General features: G+C 67.5%; 21 protein-coding genes and 1 tRNA gene. 11 read left to right on the forward strand and 11 right to left on the reverse strand.

The features are described from left to right. The 5 genes from H7290_RS16930 to H7290_RS16950 form a co-directional block, all read left to right on the forward strand. Nucleotides 1-788: ABC transporter permease (locus H7290_RS16930; protein ID WP_290515197.1), on the forward strand; the 788-nt coding region annotated here is incomplete at its 5' end. Between the two features lie 3 nt (nt 789-791). Beyond that, nucleotides 792-2,321, forward strand: a complete 1,530-nt coding sequence (locus tag H7290_RS16935) for an NAD(P)/FAD-dependent oxidoreductase (protein ID WP_290515198.1) — start codon at nt 792-794, stop codon at nt 2,319-2,321. A gap of 26 nt (nt 2,322-2,347) precedes the next feature. Further along, nucleotides 2,348-2,420: transfer RNA gene (locus tag H7290_RS16940), tRNA-Lys, on the forward strand. Between the two features lie 59 nt (nt 2,421-2,479). After that, nucleotides 2,480-2,857 carry a TraR/DksA C4-type zinc finger protein gene (locus tag H7290_RS16945; protein WP_290515199.1) on the forward strand — a complete coding sequence of 126 codons (378 nt, stop codon included), beginning with the start codon at nt 2,480-2,482 and terminating at the stop codon, nt 2,855-2,857. A gap of 28 nt (nt 2,858-2,885) precedes the next feature. Beyond that, nucleotides 2,886-3,737 (forward strand): NAD-dependent epimerase/dehydratase family protein, encoded by an 852-nt coding sequence (locus H7290_RS16950; protein ID WP_290515200.1) that lies wholly within the window; start codon nt 2,886-2,888, stop codon nt 3,735-3,737. A gap of 4 nt (nt 3,738-3,741) precedes the next feature. Here H7290_RS16950 and H7290_RS16955 read toward each other — a convergent pair whose 3' ends face one another. Then, complete coding sequence (locus H7290_RS16955) at nt 3,742-4,308, reverse strand: hypothetical protein (RefSeq protein ID WP_290515201.1); 567 nt, start codon at nt 4,306-4,308, stop codon at nt 3,742-3,744. Nucleotides 4,309-4,447: 139 nt separating this feature from the next. Between H7290_RS16955 and H7290_RS16960 the strand changes: the two genes are divergently transcribed. Together H7290_RS16960 and H7290_RS16965 are read left to right on the forward strand one after the other, a co-directional pair. Further along, the gene (locus H7290_RS16960) at nt 4,448-4,744 is read left to right on the forward strand and encodes a DUF503 family protein (RefSeq protein WP_290515202.1); all 297 of its coding nucleotides are present in this window, start codon (nt 4,448-4,450) and stop codon (nt 4,742-4,744) included. A gap of 104 nt (nt 4,745-4,848) precedes the next feature. Beyond that, the gene (locus tag H7290_RS16965) at nt 4,849-5,490 is read left to right on the forward strand and encodes an FMN-binding negative transcriptional regulator (RefSeq protein WP_290515203.1); all 642 of its coding nucleotides are present in this window, start codon (nt 4,849-4,851) and stop codon (nt 5,488-5,490) included. Here H7290_RS16965 and H7290_RS16970 read toward each other — a convergent pair. From H7290_RS16970 to kdpF, 6 genes are read right to left on the reverse strand one after another with little or no spacing between them, the layout of a single operon-like run. Then, complete coding sequence (locus H7290_RS16970; RefSeq protein WP_290515204.1) at nt 5,472-6,158, reverse strand: response regulator transcription factor; 687 nt, start codon at nt 6,156-6,158, stop codon at nt 5,472-5,474. The genes H7290_RS16965 and H7290_RS16970 overlap by 19 nt on opposite strands. Next, on the reverse strand, nt 6,155-8,668 hold the full coding sequence (locus tag H7290_RS16975) for a sensor histidine kinase KdpD (RefSeq protein ID WP_290515205.1): 2,514 nt from the start codon (nt 8,666-8,668) through the stop codon (nt 6,155-6,157). Before H7290_RS16975 ends, H7290_RS16970 begins: the two co-directional genes overlap by 4 nt. Nucleotides 8,669-8,709: 41 nt before the next feature. Continuing rightward, nucleotides 8,710-9,288, reverse strand: coding sequence for a potassium-transporting ATPase subunit KdpC (gene kdpC, locus H7290_RS16980; RefSeq protein WP_290515206.1), 579 nt, complete (start codon nt 9,286-9,288; stop codon nt 8,710-8,712). Between the two features lie 4 nt (nt 9,289-9,292). Further along, nucleotides 9,293-11,290 carry a potassium-transporting ATPase subunit KdpB gene (gene kdpB, locus H7290_RS16985; RefSeq protein ID WP_290515207.1) on the reverse strand — a complete coding sequence of 666 codons (1,998 nt, stop codon included), beginning with the start codon at nt 11,288-11,290 and terminating at the stop codon, nt 9,293-9,295. Nucleotides 11,291-11,303: 13 nt separating this feature from the next. After that, a complete protein-coding gene (kdpA, locus tag H7290_RS16990) occupies nt 11,304-12,962 on the reverse strand; it encodes a potassium-transporting ATPase subunit KdpA (protein WP_290515208.1) in 1,659 nt (552 codons plus the stop codon). Between the two features lie 6 nt (nt 12,963-12,968). After that, entirely contained in the window at nt 12,969-13,058 is a 90-nt protein-coding gene (kdpF, locus tag H7290_RS16995; protein ID WP_290515209.1) for a K(+)-transporting ATPase subunit F, read from the reverse strand. Between the two features lie 243 nt (nt 13,059-13,301). Between kdpF and H7290_RS17000 the strand changes: the two genes are divergently transcribed. The 3 genes from H7290_RS17000 (at nt 13,302) to H7290_RS17010 (ending at nt 16,670) form a co-directional block, all read left to right on the forward strand. Then, nucleotides 13,302-14,567, forward strand: coding sequence for an HNH endonuclease signature motif containing protein (locus tag H7290_RS17000; protein ID WP_290515210.1), 1,266 nt, complete (start codon nt 13,302-13,304; stop codon nt 14,565-14,567). A 165-nt stretch (nt 14,568-14,732) separates the two neighbouring features. Continuing rightward, nucleotides 14,733-15,782 carry a CoA ester lyase gene (locus tag H7290_RS17005; RefSeq protein ID WP_290515211.1) on the forward strand — a complete coding sequence of 350 codons (1,050 nt, stop codon included), beginning with the start codon at nt 14,733-14,735 and terminating at the stop codon, nt 15,780-15,782. Between the two features lie 9 nt (nt 15,783-15,791). Further along, nucleotides 15,792-16,670 carry a CoA ester lyase gene (locus H7290_RS17010; protein ID WP_290515212.1) on the forward strand — a complete coding sequence of 293 codons (879 nt, stop codon included), beginning with the start codon at nt 15,792-15,794 and terminating at the stop codon, nt 16,668-16,670. A gap of 50 nt (nt 16,671-16,720) precedes the next feature. Here H7290_RS17010 and H7290_RS17015 read toward each other — a convergent pair whose 3' ends face one another. The 4 genes from H7290_RS17015 to H7290_RS17030 form a co-directional block, all read right to left on the reverse strand. Beyond that, nucleotides 16,721-16,981 (reverse strand): hypothetical protein, encoded by a 261-nt coding sequence (locus H7290_RS17015; RefSeq protein ID WP_290515213.1) that lies wholly within the window; start codon nt 16,979-16,981, stop codon nt 16,721-16,723. Between the two features lie 369 nt (nt 16,982-17,350). Then, on the reverse strand, nt 17,351-17,728 hold the full coding sequence (locus tag H7290_RS17020; RefSeq protein ID WP_290515214.1) for an alkaline phosphatase: 378 nt from the start codon (nt 17,726-17,728) through the stop codon (nt 17,351-17,353). Between the two features lie 51 nt (nt 17,729-17,779). Then, the gene (locus H7290_RS17025; protein WP_290515215.1) at nt 17,780-18,898 is read right to left on the reverse strand and encodes an FUSC family protein; all 1,119 of its coding nucleotides are present in this window, start codon (nt 18,896-18,898) and stop codon (nt 17,780-17,782) included. Between the two features lie 25 nt (nt 18,899-18,923). Next, a complete protein-coding gene (locus H7290_RS17030) occupies nt 18,924-19,172 on the reverse strand; it encodes a DUF3618 domain-containing protein (RefSeq protein ID WP_290515216.1) in 249 nt (82 codons plus the stop codon). Between the two features lie 86 nt (nt 19,173-19,258). Here H7290_RS17030 and bcp point away from each other — a divergent pair, with 86 nt between their 5' ends. Next, a complete protein-coding gene (bcp, locus tag H7290_RS17035) occupies nt 19,259-19,726 on the forward strand; it encodes a thioredoxin-dependent thiol peroxidase (RefSeq protein ID WP_290515217.1) in 468 nt (155 codons plus the stop codon). Nucleotides 19,727-19,728 lie beyond the last annotated feature (2 nt).

Raw genomic sequence — 19,728 nt, forward strand, 5'->3', positions numbered from 1 at the left:
CGTCGGCGACGATCGTATGGCGCAACCTGATCCACATCCGGCGCATGCCCGAAATGCTGGTGGTCGTCACCGTCCAGTCCGTCATGTTCGTGCTGCTGTTCGCCTACGTCTTCGGTGGCGCCATCGACCAGCAGGGAGGGGGAAGCGGCTACCGCGAGTTCCTCATCGCCGGCATCTTCGCCCAGACGGTTGTCTTCGGCGCCACCATCACCGGTGCAGGCATCGCCGACGACGTGCAGAAAGGGATCGTCGACCGCTTCCGGTCGCTGCCCATGGCACCGTCCGCCGTGCTGGCCGGCCGCACCCTGTCCGACGTGGTCAACAACATCATCGTGCTGGTCGTGATGTCCCTGACGGGTCTCGCCGTCGGATGGCGCATCCGCACGTCATTCTTCGATGCCCTGTGGGGGTACGTCCTGCTACTTGTCTTCGCCTACGCCATCTCGTGGGTCATGGCCTGGGTCGGGCTGCTGGTGCCGAGCCCCGAGGTGGTCAACAACGCCTCGTTCATCATCATCTTCCCGCTCACGTTCGTGGCGAACACGTTCGTCCCTCTCGGCACGCTGCCCGGCCCGCTGCGGGCGTTCGCCGAGTGGAATCCCGTGTCGGCCGTCACGCAGGCGGCGCGAAACCTGTTCGGCAACCCCGACCCCGACCCCCGAGCTGCTGGTCCGACGGCATGGCCGTTGATGCACCCCGAGCTGTACACGCTGATCTGGGCGGCCGCGGTGCTGCTCATCTTCGTCCCGCTCGCCAACGCCCAGTACCGTCGCTCGACGAGTCGCTGACACATGACGACGACGTATGACGTAGCGATCGTCGGCGGCGGACACAACGCTCTGGTGGCGGCGGCCTATCTGGCCCGAGCCGGCAAGGCCGTCGTGGTGCTCGAACGGCTGGCCCACGTCGGGGGGGCCGCGATCAGCGCCCGGCCCTTCGACGGCATCGACGCCAACCTTTCCCGATTCTCCTACCTCGTCAGCTTGATGCCGCAGCAGATCATCGACGAGCTGGGGTTGACGTTGGAGCTCCGCTCCCGCGACACAGCGTCCTACACGCCGTACGACGGTGGTGGCCTGCTGGTCGAGACCGTCGAGGGCGAGGCGACGGCCGAGTCGTTCCGTGCCCTCACCGGCTCGGACGACGAGCACCGGGCGTGGCAGCTCTTCTACGCCGAGGTCGCCGGGCTGGCCGAGGTCATCGCGCCGACCCTCCTGTCGCCTCTCCCCCACATCGGCAACCTCCGCGACCAGTCCTCGATGAGCATCTGGACCGATCTTGTCGACGAGCCGCTCGGCGCCGCCATCGAGAGGCGGTTCGCCCACGACCTCGTCCGCGGAATCGTCGGGACGGACGCGCTGATCGGCACTTTCGCCTCGCTGCACGACGAGACGCTCATCCAGAACAGGTGCTTCATCTACCACCTGATCGGCAACGGCACCGGCGAGTGGCGCGTGCCGGTCGGCGGCATGGGGGCGGTCACCGGCGAGCTCGAGCGCGTGGCTCGCGAGTCCGGCGCCACGATCTGCACCGAGTCGGAGGTGACCACCATCGTGGCGCGGGACGACGGGGTCGTGGTCGTCGGCGACGGGTTCGCTGTCGAGGCCGACCTCGTGCTGAGCGGTGTGGCCCCCTACGTCCTCGCGCGGATGTTGGGCGAGCCGCTCCCGTCCAAGCCCTCGGGGTCGCAGTTCAAGGTCAACCTGCTGGTCTCGCGACTTCCTCGCCTGAAGTCCGGCGTCGACCCGGCCATCGCGTTCGCGGGCACGTTTCACCTCGGCGAGGCGATGAGCGAGCTGGAGTCCGCCTACCGGCGAGCGGCCAGCGGCCTGCTGCCCGACCGGGCGGTGGGTGAGCTCTACTGCCACACCCTCACCGACCGATCGATACTCGGGCCCGATCTCGCCGCCACTGACGCCCAGACGCTGACCTGGTTCGGGCTGCACACCCCGTACGAGACCCTCCCCGACGACACGGCGGCCGAGCTCGCGTACGCCCAGCTCCTCGCCGCGATCGACGAACATCTCGCCGAGCCGATCGAGCCGCTGATCCTGGGCGTCGAGCGCAAGACGCCAGCCCAGATCGAGGACATGCTGGGCATGCCGGGCGGCCACATCTTCCACGGCGACCTGCAGTGGCCGTGGCTGGAGGAGGGCGAGAGAGCACACGATGCTGCTCACCGATGGGGCGTCGACACCAGTCATCCGCGGGTCCTGATGTGCGGCAGCGGAGCTCGTCGAGGGGGCGCCGTCAGCGGTATCGGCGGTCACAATGCCGCCCACGCGATCCTCGAGACCGACCGCGATTTTGGACGACCCTGAGCGGCTGATACCGTTGCACCCGCTTCGCGGCAATAGCTCAATTGGCAGAGCAGCTGACTCTTAATCAGCGGGTTCGGGGTTCGAGTCCCTGTTGCCGCACTGTGAAGGTCCCGTTCCTCGCCGAACGGGGCCTTCACTTCTGTTGGGGGTGCACACGCATGGACCATGACGCGGCCGCGACGATCCTGGCGGCCGAGCACCAGGCGACGATGCGCAGGCTCGCATCCCTCCAGAGCGACCACGCCGACATCGTGGCGGCATCGCTGGACTCCAACGCCGACGACGAGCACGACCCGGAGGGCTCGACCATCGCGTTCGAGCGCTCCCAGGTCGACGCGCTGATCGAGCAGACCAAGCGGCACCTCGCCGAGATCGAGGAAGCTGGCACCCGGCTCGACCGCGGCGTCTACGGAATCTGCTTGTCGTGTGGTCGGCGCATCCCGTCCGCACGGCTCGAGGCTCGCCCGACGGCTCGGACCTGCATCGACTGCGCCACCCGGGCTGTTCACCCGATGTCCACCCGGATGCCGGAATAGGCGCCAGCGGGCCCCGGTTGTGAAAGACATGAAGATCTTGCTCACCGGGGCCACCGGATACATCGGATCAGCGGTTCTCGACCGCCTCGTCGCGGCAGGGCACAACGTCACCGCGATCGTTCGCAGCCAGCAGTCGTCGCTGAGGGCGACAGACTCCGGCGCCACGGCCGTCATCGGTGACCTGTTCGATTCCGCGTGGCTGTCCGCCGAGCTGCGCGGGCATGACGCCGCGATCCACACAGCGGCCGGCAGCGACGAGAGGGACGCGCAGCTCAACGCCGCCGTCATCGACGCGATCATCGACGCCTTCGCCGGCACCAACAAGGCGTTCGTCCACACCGGTGGCATCTGGACGTACGGCAGCAACCCTTCGATCTCCGAGACCAGCGTTCTTGCGCCCATCGCGATCACCGGTTGGCGTCCCGAGGGCGAGAGCCGACTTCTCGGGTCTGAGGTCAAGGCCACCGTGATCCAGCCCGGCATCGTCTACGGTCACGGCCGGGGCATCTCCGCGATGCTTGCCGGTGCGGCCGTCGAGGACGGACCCCTCCCGCTGATCGGCAGTGGCGATCAGCACTGGACCACGGTGCACGTCGACGACCTGGCCGACCTCTACGTGCGCGCGGTCGAGCAGGCCCCGGGCGGCCAGTCCTACATCGCGGTCAGCGGACAGAACCCGACGGTGCGCGAGCTCGGAGAAGCGTTGTCCGACGACGTTGCGCCCGAGAGCGACGACGCGACGATTGGCCGTCTCGGGGCGTTCGGTGAAGCGCTCCTGCTCGACCAGCAGGCCACCGGTGAGCGCGCGCGCACCGAGCTGGGCTGGTTGCCGACCCGTCCGAGCCTCGTCGACGAGCTCAGGGCAACCTCCGCAGCCTGACGGGTCAGACGCGCTGCGTGAACCGCGACGACATCAGGTCGATGAGGGGTCCGAGAAGCACGATCACGATGATCGTGCCGGGTCCGACGGCGGCACCACACAGCCATCCGACCAGCGCACCTCCACCTTGCACGACGCTGTAGCTCCACCTGAAGGGCACCGGTGGGTCGAAGGCGAGCGCGGCCGCCTCGGTGGGCCCGGCCCCGGCGTCCACCGCGAGGTAGCCCGCAACTCCGGCCGCCAGTACTGGACATGACACGACGAGCAGCATCACCCGCACCCACAGCCCGTCGGGCTCGGTGACGTTGTCGAGCAGCGCCGACACCACCAGGCCGACCACGATCGGTTGGGTGATGGTGCCAAGCCCCGGCCTGATCCCTCGCGACCAGGCCATCGCCACCAGAATGACGCCGACGACGAGGTTGACGACCCAGAACTCGGTACCGAGCGCGATCGACAGCCCGTTGATCATCGTGGAGTAGCCGTCTGACCCCAGCGCCGCCAGCAAAAGCATCGCCACGCCGATGCCCAGCACCATGCAGGAAACCACGAGGCGGAGCAGCTGCGACATCACGACTCGATACTCGCAGGGCCTGTCAGCGGGGGCTTGGCAGGCGGATCCCGTCCGCTTCCCGCAGCGGGAGAGGCCATGATGGTCTGATGGACGTCCTCGAGCTGCGGTTCCTTTTCGGGGAAGACCGGAATCCGTGATGTGGATCGGCTGGATCGAGTTCGACATCCTGCTGGGCGACGTGCACTCGCTCAAGGAGAAACGCTCCTTCGTGCGGCCCTTGGTCGCCGACCTCCGGCGCACGTTCACCGTCGCTGCCGCCGAGACCGGGAGCTTGAACCTGCATCGTCGCGCCGGTGTCGGAGTCGCCGTCGTGGCCGCCGACAGCCGCCACGTGGTCGACGTGCTCGACTCGGTGGAGAACTTCGTCGCCGGACGACCGGAGTTCGAGCTGCTCTCGGCTCGCCGCGGGCTGAGCAACAGCGACGACGCCTGATCATCCCGGCGGGCATGCCGGACACTCTCCTGAAAGAAGCGGTGGACGATTGTGTGATCCCACCGAGGTGCCACGTGACGCACCGGCGCGCCTAGGCTGCTGCCGTGTACATCCCGCGGTTCAACGTGATGGACGATCCCGACGAGGTCCGAGCCTTCGTGGAGTCGATCGGCAGCGCCCACGTCGTGACAACCGGGACGGACGGCACACCGCTCGCCACGTTGCTGCCGATTCTCTGGAGTGCCGACGGCGACACGGTTGTGGCCCACATGGCCCGGGCCAACTCGCACTGGCGCGAGATCGTGGACAACGAGCCTGTGCTCATGATCATCGCGGGACCACAGGCCTACGTCTCCCCGTCCTGGTACCCCTCGAAGGCCGACCACGGTCGAGTGGTCCCGACGTGGAACTACTCGGCCGTGCACCTGACCGGAACCGTTCTCGTCCACGACGACACCGAGTGGGTGCGACGGGCGGTCACCGAGCTCACCGACCGCCACGAGCAGCATCGCGATCGTCCCTGGGCCGTGACGGATGCACCCGAGACCTACGTCGAGAAGAACCTCCGGGCGATCGTCGGGCTCGAGATGACGGTCGTGAAGGTCGAGGCGAAGGCCAAGCTCAGCCAGAACCGCTCCGCCGAGGACCGCGCCGGGGTCGTCGCGGGACTACGGCGTGAGGCAGGAAATGCCGAGGTTGCCGATGCCATGGCCCTGCGTGACGAGGGTCAGACGACGAGGCGGTAGCCGATGCCGGGGTCGGTGACGAACAGCGTGGGGCGTGACGGGTCGAGCTCGAGCTTGCGTCGCAGCTGCGCGAGATACACGCGCAGGTAGTTGGTCTCACGTTTGTAGCCCGGGCCCCAGACCTCGTGGAGAAGCTCGGACTGGCGCACGAGGCGTCCCTCACGGCGGCCAAGGACCTCGACGATGTGCCACTCGGTCGGGGTGAGTCGGACGTCCTGACCGCTTCGAGTGGCTCTGCGCTCCGTGACGTCGAGTCGCACCTCCCCGACCTCGATCACGAGCGGTGCACCCCCGCCGCCGCCATCGCCGCCGCCGCGACGGATGGCGGCCCGGACCCGGGCGAGCAGCTCCTCCATCTCGAAGGGCTTGGTGACGAAGTCGTCGGCGCCCTCGTCGAGCGCCTCGACCTTGTCGTCCGACTCGTGCCTGGCGGAGGGCACGACAACGGGAACCTGGCTGTTCGACCGCAGTCGCTTGATGACTGCCACGCCGTCGAGATCGGGGAGTCCGAGGTCGAGGATCACGACGTCAGGCATACGTTCGTCGACGATCTGCAGGGCGGAGCGGCCGTCGCCGGCGGTCTGGACCTCGTAGCCGCGCGCGCGCAGGTTGATCGACAGGGTGCGAAGAATGGCCGGGTCGTCGTCGACGGCAAGCACGAACGTCATGCCTGGTTCGCCTCCAACCTTTTACCGGTGCGTGGCAGGTCGAGCACGAACGTCAGCCCGCCACCCGGCGTGTCCTCGGCCGTCAGCGTGCCGCCCATCGCCTCGGTGAGGCCACGAGCGACCGCGAGCCCGAGGCCGACGCCTTCGCCCCGGGGCACGTCGCCCAGCCGCTGGAACGGTTCGAAGAGTCGCTCCCGCTGCTCCACCTCGACGCCGGGACCGGTGTCGACGACCCGCACCAGCACCCGTTCTGCGGATGCCGAGGCATCGATGCGCACGGAGGTGTCGCCGGGCGCGTAGCTGAGCGCGTTCCCCGCGAGGTTGGCGATCACCCGCTCCAGCAGGCCCCCGTCCGCCACCACCAGGGCGGCGTCGTCGGCGATGCTGACCTCGACGCGCTCCTGCCCGGGTAGCGAGCTGAGCGCGGTGTGGATCGTCGCCTCCAGCTCGACCTCGTCGACATGCGCCTTCACGGCGCCCATCTGCAGGCGGCTCATGTCAAGCAGATTGGCCACGAGGTAGTCGAGACGGTCTGCACCCTCCTCGACGGTGGCGAGCAGCGCCTCCTCGTCCTCGGACGACCACTCGATGTCATCGTTGCGCAAGCTGCCCACCGCGGCCTTGACAGCAGCGAGGGGCGAGCGAAGGTCGTGCGAGACAGCTGCCAGCAGGGCTGTGCGGGTGCGGTCCGTCTCGGCCAGCACCCGCCGCTCGCTGCTCTCCTTGGCGGCGCGACGTCGCTCTCCCAGCACCGAGGCGTGTGCCGCGAACGCCTTGAGCAGTCGTTGGTCTGCGGCCGGGAGCGAGCGACCCACGAGCACGAGCTGCGACTCGTCGTCGACCCTGACGCACACGTCGGCGGCGGCCGCGTCCTCGATCGGCGTGCCGTAGGCGACGACCTGCTCGCCGTCAGTGTCGATGATGGCGGCGCCGCGCATGCCGAACAGCTCGCACGCACTCGCCAGCAACGACCGGAAGTCGCCAGCGTGCAGCAGGCTGTGCGACAGCACCGTGAGGGCATCGGCCTCGGCGCTCGCCTTCTCGGCCTGGGCCGTTCGGCGGGCAGCGAGGTCGACGACGGACGACACGGCAATCGCCACGACCACGAACAGCACCAGGGCGAAGGCGTTCTCGGGGTTGGCGACGGTGAGAGTGCCCAGCGGCGGGGTGAAGAAGTAGTTGAGGGTGAATCCGCCCAGCACCGAGCCGATGATCGCTGGCCGCAACCCTCCGGTGATGGCCGTCGCCACGACGAGTGCCATGAACAGCATCGCCTCGGTGGACAATCCATGGAAGTCCGGCGTGACGAGCAGCAGGCCCGACAGCGCAAACGGGCCCATGACACTCAGCGCATAACCGTAGACACGTCGGCGTCGACTCAGGTCAGGCGTGGCTCGGATGTTGTTCTTGGTGCGGCGGGCCTCGTCGTGCGTGACGATGTGCACGTCGATGTCACCCGACTCGGCGATGACGATCTCGCCAATGCCGGGGTTGGCCAGGGTGGAGAGACGTCCGCGCCGGCTGGCGCCGATCAGGACCTGGGTGGCGTTCTCGGCCCGGGCAAAGTCGAGGATCGCGGTGGCGGTGTCGTCGCCGACGGAGGTGTGGAACGTGCCACCCATGTCCTCGGTCATGCGGTGCAACCGGTGCAGCCGGTCTGGATCCATCTGGACGAGGCCGTCGCCGCGCGTCACATAGAGCGCGAGCCACTCGCCGCCGCCGGTGCGCGACGCGATGCGCGCCGCGCGGCGCAGCAGCACCTCGGACTCCGGACCGCCGGTGACCGTCACGACGATGCGTTCCCGCGCGGCCCAGGTGGAGTCGATGCCGTGCTGGTCGCGATAGCGGTCCATGCCCTCGTCGACACGATCGGCGAGCCAGAGCAGAGCCAGCTCACGCAATGCCGTGAGATTGCCCTCGCGGAAGAACTGCGAGAGGGCAGCGTCGACCTTGTCGGAGGTGTAGATGTTGCCGTGCGCCATGCGGCGGCGCAGCGACTGCGGGCTCATGTCGACGAGCTCGATGGCGTCGGCCTGGCGCACGACCTTGTCGGGCACGGTCTCCCGCTGCCGGATGCCGGTGATCGACTCGACGACGTCGTTCAGTGACTCCAGATGCTGGATGTTGACGGTGGTGATGACGCAGATGCCAGCGTCGAGGAGCGCCTCGATGTCCTGCCAGCGCTTCTCGTTCTGGGTACCCGGAACGTTGGTGTGGGCGAGCTCGTCGACGAGCACGACCTCCGGGTTGCGGGCGAGCAGGGCCGGCAGGTCGAGCTCGGACTGCGAGGTGCCGAGGTGGTCGATGGTGCGCCTCGGCACAACCTCGAGGTCACCGATCTGCTCGGCGGTGTGCTTGCGTCCGTGCGTCTCGACGAAGCCCACGACCACGTCGGTGCCACGCGCGGCCCGCCGCTGCCCCTCGTCGAGCATCGCGAACGTCTTGCCGACACCGGGCGAGGCACCCAGATACACCCGCAGGATGCCTCGCTGACCGCCGCCCTTGTGCACGGACCCAGTGTGCACCTGCCCCTTGGCGGGTGCCTCGCGGTTCACTGTCGCTCGAGCGCCAGGTTGAGCACGAGCACATTCACCTTGGGCTCGCCGAGGAAACCGATCTGTCGTCCCGTGGTGCTGTCTGCGACGAGGCCGCGAACGACCGACGCATCCAGCCCGCGGGTCATGGCGACCCGGTCGACCTGCAACGCCGCGTACTCCGGCGAGATGTACGGGTCGAGACCCGATGCTGACGCGGTGACCGCGTCGGCCGGGATCTTCGACACGTCCACACCCTCGATCTTGGCGATCTGCTGCTGACGCTCCCTGATGGCTTTCAGCAGGTCGGGGTTGGACGGCCCGAGGTTGGACGCAGCCGAGGCCAGTCCGTCGTATCCGGCGGCCGAGGCGCGCCCGTGGAACCACTGCGTCTTCGTGAGCGGGAAGTCCTGACCGATGATGCTGGAACCGCGGTCCTTGCCGCTGACCGAGACGATCTGGCCGTTCGACCTGCCGTGGAAGGCCACCTGGCCGATGCCCCACACCGCTGCCGGGTAGGCCACCCCGAGCACGACAGTCATGACGAGCAGCACCTTGAGACCGGCGACACTTTGACGAAGGAAGTCATTCTTCATGGGATCAACCAATTCCGGGGATGGTGGAGATGATCAGGTCGATGAGCTTGATCCCGACGAACGGGGCGATGACGCCGCCGACTCCGTAGATCGTGATGTTGCGGCGCAACACCGACGCGGCGGACGCGGGGCGGTACTTCACCCCGCGCAGGGCCAGCGGGATGAGCGCCACGATCACCAGGGCGTTGAAGATCACGGCTGACGCGATGGCTGACTCCGGCGTCGCGAGGTTCATGATGTTCAACGTGTCCAGCGACGGATACGCGACCAGAAACATCGCCGGGATGATCGCAAAGTACTTGGCGACGTCGTTGGCGATCGAGAAGGTCGTCAGCGCACCACGCGTGATGAGCAGCTGCTTGCCGATGCCGACGATGTCGATGAGCTTGGTCGGGTCGGAGTCGAGGTCGACCATGTTGCCGGCCTCCTTGGCCGCCGAGGTGCCCGAGTTCATCGCGACACCGACGTCAGCCGCGGCGAGCGCCGGTGCGTCGTTGGTGCCGTCACCGGTCATCGCGACGAGCCGGCCACCCTCCTGTTCCTTGCGGATGAGCCGCATCTTGTCCTCGGGCGTCGCCTCGGCGAGGAAGTCGTCGACTCCCGCCTCCTTGGCGATGGCCTCGGCGGTCAGCGGATTGTCGCCCGTGATCATCACGGTGCGGATGCCCATGCGACGCAGCTCGTCGAAGCGCTCGGTCATGCCTTCCTTGACGACGTCCTTGAGGTGCACGACGCCGAGCACCGTGGAGCCCGAGCCGTTGGCCTCAGCCACGACGAGCGGCGTACCACCGCTGCCGGCGATCTCGTCGATCGTCAGGCGCACGCCCGCGTCCATGTCCCGTCCGACCCACGCGGCGACAGACGAGCCGGCGCCCTTGCGGACCGTCCGTCCGTCGACGAGGTCGACTCCCGACATGCGGGTCTGCGCGGTGAACTCGACGAACTCGGCACCGATCGGGAGGTCGGCGTCGTCCGCGCCCTCGGCCAGGGCGAGCTCCACGATGGAACGTCCCTCCGGCGTCTGGTCGGCGAGGCTCGACAGCCGAGCCGCGTCGCGCATCTGGTTGGCAGTGACACCCTCGGCGGGCACGAAGCGCGAGGCGCGACGGTTGCCGTAGGTGATGGTGCCGGTCTTGTCGAGCAGCAGAGTGCTGACGTCACCGGCGGCCTCGACGGAGCGCCCCGACATCGCGAGGACGTTGACCCGCACGAGGCGGTCCATGCCGGCGATGCCGATGGCGCTGAGGAGAGCACCGATCGTGGTCGGGATCAGGCACACGAGGAGCGCGATGAGCACCACGGTGGTCTGGGGTGCGCCGGCGTAGTCAGCCATCGGCTTCAGCGTCGCGACGGCGAGCACGAACACGATGGTCAGGCTGACGAGCAGGATCGACAGGGCGATCTCGTTGGGTGTCTTGCGGCGCGACGCACCTTCGACGAGCGCAATCATGCGGTCGATGAAGGTCTCGCCGGGAGCCGAGGTGATCTGTACGACGATGCGGTCCGACAGCACCTTGGTGCCACCGGTGACCGCCGAACGGTCGCCCCCGGCTTCACGGATGACCGGCGCTGACTCGCCGGTGATGGCCGACTCGTCGACCGAGGCGACACCCTCGACGACATCTCCGTCGCCGGGCACCGTCTCGCCGGCCTCGACGACCACGCGGTCCCCCTTGACCAGCTGGGTGCCGGCCACTGCCTCCTCCACGCCATCGGCGTCGAGCCGGCGGGCGGTGACATCGGTGCGGGCAGCCCGCAACGAGGCGGCCTGCGCCTTGCCGCGGCCCTCCGCGACGGCCTCGGCGAGGTTGCCGAAGATGACGGTGAGCCACAGCCACACGGCGATGAGCCACGCGAACACGCTGGGATCGGTGACAGCGATGAGCGTGGTCATCACCGAGCCGATCCAGACAATCATCATCACCGGGCTCCGCCACAGGTGGCGGGGATCGAGCTTCCGCAGTGCCGAGGGCAGCTGCGCAAGAAGGGTGTGGAGCGTCATGGCCGTGTCCGATTCATGAGAGGGCCTCCGCGAGGGGTCCGAGAGCGAGTGCCGGGAAGAACGTCAGGCCGGTGATCAGGAGGATGACGCCGACGAGCAGACCAGCGAAGAGGGGTGTGTGGGTGGGTAGCGTGCCGGCCGTGACCGGCACCTTCCCCTGCTTGGCGAGTGAACCTGCGAGGGCGAGCACCAGCACGATCGGGATGAACCGGCCCAGCAGCATCGCCAGGGCCAGCGCGATCTGGAAGAACGTCGACGTGACGGTGATGCCACCGAACGCACTGCCGTTGTTGTTGGCCGCGGAGGTGAAGGCGTAGACCACCTCACTGAAACCGTGGCCGCCCGGGTTGCCCATGGCCTCCGCCGAGCTGGGCAGGGCGATCGCCGTGCCGATGCCGATCAGGATGATGGCGGGCACGCTCAGGGTGTAGAGCGCGACACAGGTCATCTCCTTGGCACCGATCTTCTTGCCGAGGATCTCCGGTGTGCGGCCGACCATCAGGCCGGCGATGAACACCGTCAGGATCGCCATGACGAGGATGCCGTAGATGCCGGCTCCCACGCCGCCCGGCGAGACCTCGCCGAGCATCATGTTGACCAGGACCGTGCCACCTCCGGCAGGGGTCAACGAGTCGTGCGCGGAGTTGACCGCACCGGTCGACGTGCTGGTGGTGGCCACCGCGAACAGGGACGACGCCCAGGTGCCGAACTGCGTCTCCTTGCCCTCCATCGCTCCGCCGGCGAGCTGCGCGGCCTGGGAGTGGGCACCGGCCTCGGCCCACGTGGTGACGGCGACGGACGCACCGATCAGGACGGTCATCGCGCCGAGGATCGAGACACCCTGCTTGCGACTTTTCACCATGGTGCCCAGCGTGCGGGTCAGCGAGATCGGAACGACCAGGATGAGGAAGATCTCCAGCAGGTTGCTCAGAGGGTTGGGGTTCTCGAACGGGTGGGCAGAGTTGGCGTTGAAGAACCCACCGCCGTTGGTGCCGAGCAGGTTGATCGATTCCTGACTGGCCACAGGGCCACCGGGGATGACCTGCGTGCCGCCGGTGATCGTCTGGACGGTGTGGTCGGCAAAGTTCTGGATCGCGCCCTGCGAGACCAGCAGGATCGCACCGACGAAGGCGATCGGCAGCAGGATGCGCAGGGTGATGCGCGTGAGATCGACCCAGAAGTTGCCCAGCTCGCCGCTGCGTGAACGGGCGAAGCCACGGATCAGGGCCACCGCGACGGCGATGCCGACGGCCGCAGACAAGAAGTTCTGCACCGCGAGGCCACCCGCCTGGGCAGCGAAACCGAGGGTCGACTCACCGCCGTACGACTGCCAGTTGGTGTTGGTCACGAACGAGACGGCGGTGTTGACGCCCATGTCCCACGGCATGCCGGGGAGGTCGCGGCCGAAGGGCAACGCGCTCTGCCCGACCAGGATCAGGTACAGCATGATGAGGCTGACGACCGAGAAGCCGAGGACGCTCATGGTGTACGAGCGGGCGCTCTGCTGGGCGTCGGGGTTGACGCCGACGAGGCGGTAGAGGCGCGACTCGACCCGCCAGTGCTGGGGGGTCTCGAACACGCGCGCCATGTAGTCGCCCAGCGGGACGTGGACGACGGCGAGCAGAGTAATGAGGACTGCCAGGGTGAGCAGTCCGGATGCGGTGTCATTCATGCGGGCTCAGAACTTGTGGGGGAAGATCAAGGCCGCGACGAGGTAAGCCAACAGGCCGACCACGATCACCAGCAGGACAGCGGAATCAAAGGTCATAGAGCCATGTGACACCTCCTTCTGTGAAGAAGTCGGGGTCTTGATGCTCTACCAGCAGATCTTGATGCGATCTTGACGTGGGAGCCCGGCCCTGGTGCTCGCGCGCCCTTTGGCGGTGCTGGATCACACGGGTCGTCCGGCCATCGTCACACCCACGTCGAACACTGCACCGGTGCTACGAATAACCCTTCATTCCAGTACGATTCCCTTGTCATCGAACACCTGTTCGAGTAGACTGTAGGCATGGATCCCCGGCCCACCATCGACGCGATGCGCACCGCCGCGCAGACGCTGCGATCAGGTGACGTGCGCGGCCAGCTGAGGGCTGTGCAGACCGCGCAGGACGCTCTCGATGCTGTGAAAGCCGTGCTGCTGGCCGACCTGCAAACCTCCAGAGACTTCGAGCTCGACGGCGCCTCGACCCTGAGCACGTGGGTCCGTCACCAGCTGCGGATGAACGCCGGTCAGGCCACCGCGCTGGTCAAGAACGTCGCCGCGCTGCGCGACCTGCCCCTGGTCGCCGACGCGGCGATGTCAGGTCAGATCAGCGCAGCCCACGTCCGGGTGTTCGTCTACGGTCTGGCGCACGTCGGGTTGGCGCCCATGCGCCACTTCGAGGACGTGTTCGTGCAGGTCGCGCTCGACAACGAACCCGGCGAGCTGTTCGAGGCCGTCAAGCACCTCAAGGACAAGGTCCACCCCCACGACCTCGACGACGCCTGGGAACGTGGCATGGACAAGGAAGACATCACCGTCAACGCCGTCCCCGACGGGTTTCACGTCGCCGGTTTCCTCAACACCATCACCGGGTTGAAGCTCAAGAAGGTCCTGGACTCCGTGTCCGCACCACACGACAAGGACGACACCCGCACCGGCCCACAACGCCGCGTCCAAGGACTCGACGACCTGCTGTCATCCGTCCTGGACGACGGCCTGCCATCCGACAAGGGAGTCCGCCCCCACCTGTCGGTGTTCGTTGACGCCGACACCATCACCGCCGCCGCCAAGCACGTCAAGAACACCACCGAGCGGCCTCACTTCACCCCCGAACCCATGCCGACCACCGAACCGGCAACCCTCGCCGGGCACGGGACGATCGGCCCGAACCTGTTGATGTACTTCCTCTGCGTCAGCGACCTGACCGCGTTCCTCATGGACGAAGGCGACGGCCACCGCCAGGCACAAGTCCTCAACGTCGGCACCACCCGCCACGACCCCTCCCTCAGACAACGCCGAGCCGTCATCGCCCGACAGCACGGTGTCTGCGCCACCCCCGGCTGCCAACACACGCACCTTGAGGTGCATCACACCATCTGGTGGTCACTCGGCGGCCCCACCGACCTCGACCTGTTGGTCGGACTCTGCACCCGCTGCCACCATTTATTGCACCGCGACCTGCTGCACATCGCCGGCAACGCCGTCAACGGCTTCACCTTCACCAACCGCGACGGCCGACCCCTCCGCCGCCGCCGCCGACGACGACCAACCACCCACCGCCAAGCCGCCTGACCCCACGCCCGGCGGCCCACCGGCACGCCGGCTCGGCGGCCCATGTTCTCCGTGGTGTGACCCCCGCCCTAGCCGCGCCGCCACGCCGATCGCCATACTGAAAAGAGTTTTGTCGTCCGCAGACTCTGCCCACACAGAGCTTTGCCAACCTAGAGAAGGACCCGCGTGCGCAACCCCCGAGCGTTCCTCCGCCCCCTCGCCGTCGGTGCGCCGACGCCCGTCGCGGACATCCCGTTCCGGCCCAGCCGGATGATCCACTTCTTCGACCCGAGCAACGAGAAGATGCGGGCAAAGGTGCCGGCCATCGCACCCAAGGTCGACATCATCCTGGGCAACCTCGAAGACGCGATCAAGACCGAGAACAAGGAAGCCGCGCGGCTGGGGCTCGTCGACATCGCGAAGCAGACCGACTTCGGGCCGACGCAGCTGTGGACCCGCATCAACAGCCTCGACTCGCCGTGGGCGCTCGACGACCTCATCACCCTCGTCACCGAGATCGGCGACAAGCTCGACGTCGTCATGGTGCCGAAGGTCGAGGGCGCGCAGGACATCCACTACGTCGACCGTCTCCTCGCGCAGCTGGAGGCACGCGCCGGCATCACAAGGCCGATCCTCATTCACGCGATCCTCGAGACTGCCGAGGGAATGACCAACGTCGAGGAGATCGCCGGTGCCAGCCCCCGCATGCAGGGCATCTCCCTGGGGCCCGCCGACCTCGCCGCCAGCCGCCGCATGAAGACCACCCGCGTGGGCGGTGGTCACCCCGGCTACCTCGTGCGCGAGGATCCCACCGGCGACGACCTCACGACGGGGCGTGCGACGTATCAGCAGGACCTGTGGCACTACACGATCGCGCGCATGGTCGACGCGTGCGCGGCCAACGACATCCTGCCGTTCTACGGACCATTCGGTGACATCAAGGACGTCCTCGCGTGTGAAGACCAGTTCCGCAACGCCTTCCTTCTTGGCTGCGTCGGGGCGTGGAGCCTGCACCCCGTGCAGATCGACATCGCGCGCAAGGTCTTCTCCCCCGACCCGGCTGACGTCGCGCATGCCAAAGAAGTCGTCGAGGCCATGGGCGACGGCTCGGGTGCCGTCATGATCAACGGCAAGATGGAGGACGACGCGTCTTGCAAGCAGTGCCAGGTCATGCTCGACCTCGCCCGGGCGCTCGCCGAGCGCGATGCCGATCTTGCCGCCGCCTACGACCTCTGAGGAGCTTCCGTGACTGACAACAACTCCCTTCGCCCGCGCCGCTCCGTCCTGTACATGCCCGGAGCCAACGAGCGCGCACTCGAGAAGGCCAAGGGCATCGATGCCGACGCCCTGATCCTCGACCTCGAGGACGCGGTGTCGCCCGACTCGAAGCCCGAGGCGCGGGACCGGGTGTGTGCCGCGGTGCAGTCCGGTGACTACGGACATCGCGAGCTCGCCATCCGGGTCAACGGCATCGGCACCGAGTGGCACGACGCCGACATCGCTGCGGCCGCGAAGGCCGGACCCGATGCCGTGCTCGTCCCGAAGGTCAACTCCGCCGGCGAGGTCCTGCGGCTCGTCGCCTCGCTCGAGTCGGCCGGAGCGCCGGCCACGACTCAGCTCTGGGCCATGATCGAGACGCCGATCGCGCTGCTGCACGCCGAGGAGATCTGCGCGGCCCACGAACGCCTGACGGTCATCGTGATGGGCACCAACGACGTCGTCAACGAGACGTACGGCCTCCACGTCCCCGGCCGCACGCCGTTGGTGCTCACGGCGCTGTCGCTCTCGCTGCTCGCCGCGCGCGCGGCGGGCAAGGTCATCCTCGACGGTGTCTACAACGACGTGAAGAACCTCGAAGGCTTCGACGCGGAGGCCCGCCAGGGGCGCGAGATGGGATTCGACGGCAAGACGTTGATCCATCCGAGCCAGGTCGAGCCGGCCAATGCCGTGTTCGGCCCCTCCGCCGACGACGTCGAACACGCACAACAGATGATCTCGACGTTCGAGAAGGGCAAGGCCGCAGGCCAGGGGGTCGTCACGTTCAACGGCCGCATGGTCGAGGAGCTGCACGTGCGCGATGCCAAGCGCATCCTGGCCCTCCACGCGGCAATCGGCTCCCGCTAGCCTCCGCCCCCACCCCTCGCGACGTGCGATGTCGCGAGGGGTGGGGTCGATCAACGGTTGCTGCGCAGACTGAACATCGCGGTGTACATCTGTCGCTGCTGCTCCTCAGCCTTGCGGCGTTGCCGCATTGACTCCAGGAGCGCCTCGCGACCGATCCCGGACAACTCGTCCCAGGCGCGGACCGTGCGGCTTCGCCCCTTGCGGGACTCGAACACTGCCATCACCATCACCCCCTCTCCAGTTCCTGTGGCCGTGGTGGGCTTCGTCGGGTTCTGAGCGGGCATGAGTGGTGAATCGAGCTTGGTGGTCATGTCGCGCCTCCTTTCTGGGTGGCGAATTGATGGGTAGTGGTGTGGGCAGGGTTGGTAGGGACAGGGTTGGTAGGGACATGAGAAAACCGCTCCGGATCAGAGATCCGAAGCGGCAGGAGTGCCAACAGATGTGGGCTACTTCAGGTGCGCTGCTCCGGAGGTCGGACCGTTGAAGGACGCGACGGCGTCATGGCCGTTGTGGCCGAAGGTCATCGTGATGATGTTCTTCATGGGTCCACCTCCTTCGACAGTCTGGGCTCCTCGCGGAGTAACCCGAGCAACGTAGCGCAGGTCCGCGCGCCCTGTCGAACACCCGCGAGCCGCGGCCGCCGGAAGCGCATTCCGACGACCGCGGATCGTGTGATCGAGCTACTTCGTGAGATGGAGCGCACGCGAGATGGTGAAGAACATGTCGGTCTGGTCAGTCAGACCGACGAAGATCGCCGCCTGCGGTCCGTACGCCGCCGACACGGCGTTGTCGTAGGTCTTCGTGCCGGTCGCCCAGGCCGATCCCGTGGCGGCGGGGTCGGGCACGTAGTCGACCGTGCCGTCCTTCGTGAGCGAGAAGGTCGTGTACTGACCCGTCAAAGGGAGCGCGTCGATGCCGGGGAACTGACCGTCGGCCCCGAACTGGTAGTTGCGAGCCCACGTGATCTCCGAGTCGCCCATGCCATCGCCGATGATTGCCGCAGCCACCGCGACGCCGACGACGGTGCGCCCGCCGGTCTTTCCGGTGTGTGAGTTCATGGACTCACCTCACCCGACCGAGGTGAACCACCCTTGAACTCTCGAAAACGCTTAGTCGAACTCGAGCCGTTCATCTATCTCGTCACGGCTGTAGCCACTTGCGTAGAGCAGATCGGCCGCCAGCGACCGGACCTGAGCGGCGATGGATGCACTGTTCATCGTCATCGCATCGGGAAGGGCGGCCGATGCCATGCGCGCCGCCTCGACGAGCTCCTGCCGTGCTTCGGCGAAGTCGTCGCGCTCGGACAAGTCGTCGGCGAAGATCCCGATGGCGTTGGCCAGTGCATCGATCGCGAGGTCCATGTTGGGCGGTACCGACTCTCCATGACGCAGCAGGGCCGACGTCTTTCGCGCCAACACCCGCGCGTCGCGGACGGCGTTGTCGAGGTCGCGGACGGTGGCGACATACGTCCGGACGTGGTCGCGCTGCTTCCAGCGCATAGGAGCCATCCGGGCGATCTCACTGACGTTTGCTGCCGTCGAGGTCATCGACTCCACCTGCGGCTGCATCAGCCGGGCTTCCTCCAGAGCGAGGTCGGCAAGGGACGCGTCGATCGTGCGCAGGGCCTGCGCGGTGCGGCTGAGGATGCCGGCCAACCTGGTGAGGAAGACCTGCACCTCGCGATCGATGTCCCGGACGGGGTTGCGCGGGATGAGAAGAATCATGGCGAGGCCCACCGCGCCGCCCACCAGGGCATCGAGGAAGCGGGTGATGGCCGGGTTGCCCGCGCCCGCCACGGGGATGACGGCGGCAAGCAGCACCGATGACGTGGCCGACTGCGTGAGTGCCAGACCCTTGAGACCGACCAGCGTCCCGATGATGACGGTGAGGGTGACGATCAACGCGAGCTGCCACGTGCCGCGCCCGATGCCGAGGATCAGGAGCTCGCCCACCAGGACGCCGAGCGAGACGCCGATGACAAGCTCGTAGGACGTGCGCCCGCGAAGGCCGCCGCCGGCTATCAGGACGATGATGCACGCGATCGGAGCGAAGAACGCCTGTCGGTGGTCGAACACCTGCGTCGCGATGAAGTAGGCCAGAGCCGTGCCGAGGCTGAGTCGGACGAGCGTCCGCCAGCGGCGTCGGAGGACGTGAAGCCTGTCGGCGAACGAGTCGGCAGGCCGGCGCAGGCGTAGGAGCCTCAGCGGGACGTCGCGTGCTGGGCTCATCGCCAGAGGAGCATGCCGGCCACGATCAGCGCACGAGCCTGCGGATGACGATGATGCCGGCCACCACTGCCGCCGTGCCACCGACCACCGGCACGATCGTGCCCATCCGGGGCGAGCCGGTCTCGTCGACGAAGCGACCCTTGAGACTCGCCAGCCCGCGCCGAAGGATGTTCTTGGGGTTGGTGCGGTCGATCAGGGCGTCGACGGTGCCCGCCAATCGCTCGCGGATCTCCTCGATCTCATCGACAAGAACGTCGGGTTCGGCCTTCGCCACGTCGTGCCTCGCTCACTGTGCGTCTGGGTTGGATCCTGCGGAGGGTGCAGGGCCTGCGTCTGCTCCCATGGGTAAGGATAGGACGTATGACGACCCGCCTGCAGCCAGGAGACTCCGCACCCGACTTCACCCTCCTCGACGACACCGGTCAATCGGTCACGTTGTCGGACCTGGACGGCAAGGTCATCGTCTACTTCTACCCCGCAGCCATGACGCCCGGCTGCACCAAGCAGGCATGCGATTTCAGCGACTCGATCGACCGCTTGCAGTCGGAGGGCTACGCGGTGCTCGGCATCAGCCCTGACAAGCCCGAGAAGCTGGCGACGTTCCGCGAGCGTGACGGCCTGACGATCACCCTGCTGTCCGACCCGTCGAAGGACGTCCTGAAGCGGTGGGGCGCCTTCGGTGAGAAGAAGCTGTACGGCAAGGTCGTCGAGGGCGTCATCCGATCGACGTTCGTGGTCGCGGACGGCGCCATCGAGGTCGCCCAGTACAACGTCAAGGCGACAGGCCACGTCGCCAAGCTGCGCAAGGACCTCGGACTCGTGGGCTGACC

It is taken from the genome of Aeromicrobium sp., assembly GCF_014378035.1.
Classification (GTDB): domain Bacteria; phylum Actinomycetota; class Actinomycetes; order Propionibacteriales; family Nocardioidaceae; genus Aeromicrobium.